This is a genomic window from uncultured Blautia sp. (genome assembly GCF_902497045.1).
GTDB lineage: Bacteria > Bacillota > Clostridia > Lachnospirales > Lachnospiraceae > Blautia_A.
In genome coordinates, this window is sequence record NZ_CABVDF010000265.1 from 1 (window position 1) to 3,352 (window position 3,352).

The 3,352-nt window shown below is 41.6% G+C and carries 3 protein-coding genes; all 3 read right to left on the minus strand.

From position 1 onward, the window contains the following. Window positions 1-49: 49 nt before the first annotated feature. Genes RDS42_RS13485 through RDS42_RS13495 form a run of 3 tightly spaced genes read right to left on the minus strand, consistent with a single transcriptional unit; the run spans window position 50 to window position 3,267 of the window. Window positions 50-553: a DUF5662 family protein gene (locus RDS42_RS13485; RefSeq protein WP_308784110.1), complete on the minus strand. Its 504-nt coding sequence runs from the start codon at window positions 551-553 to the stop codon at window positions 50-52. Window positions 554-607: 54 nt separating this feature from the next. Beyond that, entirely contained in the window at window positions 608-2,455 is a 1,848-nt protein-coding gene (locus tag RDS42_RS13490) for a Type II secretory pathway, pullulanase PulA and related glycosidase (RefSeq protein WP_308784108.1), read from the minus strand. Between the two features lie 56 nt (window positions 2,456-2,511). Beyond that, window positions 2,512-3,267, minus strand: a complete 756-nt coding sequence (locus RDS42_RS13495) for an exodeoxyribonuclease III (protein WP_308784109.1) — start codon at window positions 3,265-3,267, stop codon at window positions 2,512-2,514. Window positions 3,268-3,352: the final 85 nt, after the last annotated feature.

The following is a 3,352-nucleotide window of genomic DNA, read 5'->3' on the forward strand; positions in this document are numbered from 1 at the left end:
TGCCGCTTTTGGATAAGCGATACAGATTATCTTTTTCTTATCTTATAACTTAATATTTCAGACTCTGTGGGTCATTTTTCAAATATACATACTTGATATAATGAAGAAGCTTCTTTTCTCCATGATCATTGAGGATCCGAAGAAGAGCCTCCAGTTCCTTTTTTGTCTGCGGATGAATAAACCAGAGCTCATCCTTACTTTTCAAAAAATATTCCAGCGGCTGACTTTGTGTATATGCGTCACCAAGATAGTTTCTGGATGCACTGATCCGGTCCATAACCATTTCCGCCACATATTTCCTGGGCATCTGCGCTCCCATGATCACATGATCTTTATCCAGAGAATAATCTACCCAATGTTCAAAATGATGTTTATTCCGTCCTTTGTGATGAAGCCAGGAAGTAGAAACTCCAATATCTTCCCTTTCCGCATTATTAGGACTTCTTGTTCCCTGATAATATCTGCATCCTACAAGAAATTCTGCAGGAGAATATTTAGACAGATCATGAAGAAGACCCTGTTTGTAAAGACCTATCCGAAAACAATATTTCATAACCAGAAGCTTATGTCTGGTTATGGTTTTAAAATGAAGCCAGGGATGCACCGGCTACGCCTCCTTTTTGCCAATCAGGACCACAATGCTGCGGGGACTGATTCCGATATTTTTTTCATATGTCTCTTCTCTTTCCTGGAAAAATCCCGTTTCTCCTTGATCTGAGGTATCTGCGATTTTCTTCCAATGCAAACCATCCGGAAGATTAGGAAGAGCAATGGTACGGTTTTCCCAGTGGAAATTATATCCCACATAAATAAAGTCATCTTCTGTACCATCTGCTTTTTCTGCATAAGCTCCGCAATACATAACTCCCATAAGGCGACAGGTGTTTTCCTGATTCAGATACCAGGCCCTTTCCCCATGGAAAGACATATCCGGAAAACCTTTTGCCAGATAATCCACTCCTTTTGGCTCATTTTTCATATGAAGCACCGGATGAGCTTTCCGAAAGGCTACAGCTTCTTTTACAAAATTAAAAATTCTTGAATTTTTTCGCAGCGCTTTCCAGTCTGTCCAGCCGGAAGGATTGTCCTGACACCATGCGTTATTATTGCCTTCCTGAGAATTGCCAAACTCGTCACCGCCATAGATCATCGGTGTGCCCTGACTTAACAGAAGCATCAGAAAAGCATTTCTGATCTGCTGCTCTCTCATTCTCTTTACCGCAAGCTTTCTGGTAGGTCCTTCGATTCCGCAGTTCCAGGAATAATTATAATCGCTGCCATCCTGATTCCCTTCACCATTTGATTCATTATGCCTGTAATTATAGGACACGGTATCATAGAGGGTAAATCCATCCTGACTTGCCATATAATTGATGTTTCCACCTAAAGCACGCACATGACGGACGTGATATTCTGCCGAAGGGATCATCCCTTCATCGCTTTTCAGATAACGGCGCATATCCTGCTGAAAACCGCCCTGGTATTCTGCTGCCATCCCGTCTGTTTCCATGTAATCCGGCACTGACTGAAAAAGCTTCTTTGTTCCATAGAGAATGTGATCTTTTGCCAGAAGTTCTACCGGAACACCGTCTCCGATAAAATGGAATCCATCCACATGATAATATGTTTTCCAGAACCAGGATGTCTGAAGAGCCATAAGAGGATTCGTCCCTTTTGGAAAATAAAATTCCATGATACACTGGATACCTGCTTTGTGCATGGCTTTTATCATATCGCGAAATTCTTTTTCCGGTTCTTTTGTAGCGCAGTAGGATCTTTTGGGTGCAAAATACCAGCCGTCCTGATATCCCCAGTAATTAACTTTTCCTTCACTGCGCTTCTCCGTGATCAGCCCGTCTCCCCGAACCTCGGAAGCCATTTCCTGAAATTCATAAGCAGGCATCAGTTCCACTGCATTAATTCCAAGCTCCAGCCAGTATGGAATCATTTCCTTTAATCCTGCAAAGGTTCCACGCATCTTCTGAGACAGTTTCTGCTGTTTTGTATATCCCCTTACATGGAGCTTATACAATATCATTTCATGATAAGGAATTTCCGGAGCTTTGTCTCCCTCCCAGTCGTATTCTGTCTCCGGCAGAAACGTACAGCGTACACTGTTTTCGTCTTCGCTTCTGGAGGGCACACCAAAATGCTCTCTTCCGCAAATTCCATGGGCATAAGGATCCTGACAGATTTTCCCATTTATTCGAAAATTATATTCATATTTTTCTGTATCCAGTCCTGACACAAGAAGAGTACACACTTTTCCCGTTCGACTCTCTTCCGTAAAAGGGATTTCTTTTCTCGGGTGTAAGGAACCTTTACGGTAAAGTACCAGAGAAGCATCTGCTCCACAGGGAATTTCAGCAGCAAAATTCAGCCCTTCTGCATTTTTGTTGGCACCAAGCATCACCGGATTCCCATTTCGGATAAATAACCCGCTCTGTTTTTCCATGATCAGTTCTCCTTTTTGTAGTTTCGTTCTGAATCAATCTTTCCGCTCATGTATGTTCAGAGCTTCAGATCCAGTTCCACAGGACAATGATCTGAGCCAAATATTTCTGTATGGATTTTGGCATCCTCAAGCCTGTCCTTTAAAGATGGAGACGTGATAAAATAATCAATCCTCCATCCGGCATTTTTTTCTCTTGCTTTAAATCGATAAGACCACCAGGAATAAATTCCCTCCTGGTCCGGATAGAAATAACGGAACGTATCTATAAAACCACTTTCCAGAATTTTTGTAAAGCAGGCTCTCTCTTCATCCGTAAACCCTGCATTTTTTCGATTGGTCTTAGGATTTTTCAGATCGATCTCACGGTGTGCCACATTCAGGTCTCCGCAGCAGATCACAGGTCTTTTCTCCTGAAGCTTCAGAAGATACGCAAGAAAATCTCTCTCCCATTCCATTCGATATTCCAGACGTCTCAGTTCACTCTGGGAATTAGGTGTATAAACGGTTACAAGATAAAATTCCTCGAATTCCAGAGTGATCACACGGCCTTCTTTATCGTGCTCCTGGATCCCGATTCCGTAAGAAACAGAAAGAGGCTCCTGTTTTGAAAAAACAGCAGTACCGGAATATCCCTTACGGTTGGCATAATTCCAATACTGATGATATCCCGGAAGTTCCAGTTTCACCTGATTTTCCTGACATTTTGTTTCCTGAAGACAAAAGATATCTGCATCCAGTTTATGAAAACTCTCTTCAAAGCCTTTCGTGATACAGGCTCTGATCCCATTTACATTCCATGAAATTAGTTTCAATTTTTTCCTCCTGATGAGTTTTTTTATCTTACTGTATTTACAGTATATCATATTTAACCTATGATTAAAAACATGTTTTGTAATT

Excerpts from the sequence above, each read along its gene's own strand:
- RDS42_RS13490 (WP_308784108.1), bottom strand. The coding sequence starts at position 2,455 with ATGGAAAAACAGAGCGGGTTATTTATCCGAAATGGGAATCCGGTGATG.
- RDS42_RS13485 (WP_308784110.1), bottom strand. The coding sequence starts at position 553 with ATGAAATATTGTTTTCGGATAGGTCTTTACAAACAGGGTCTTCTTCAT.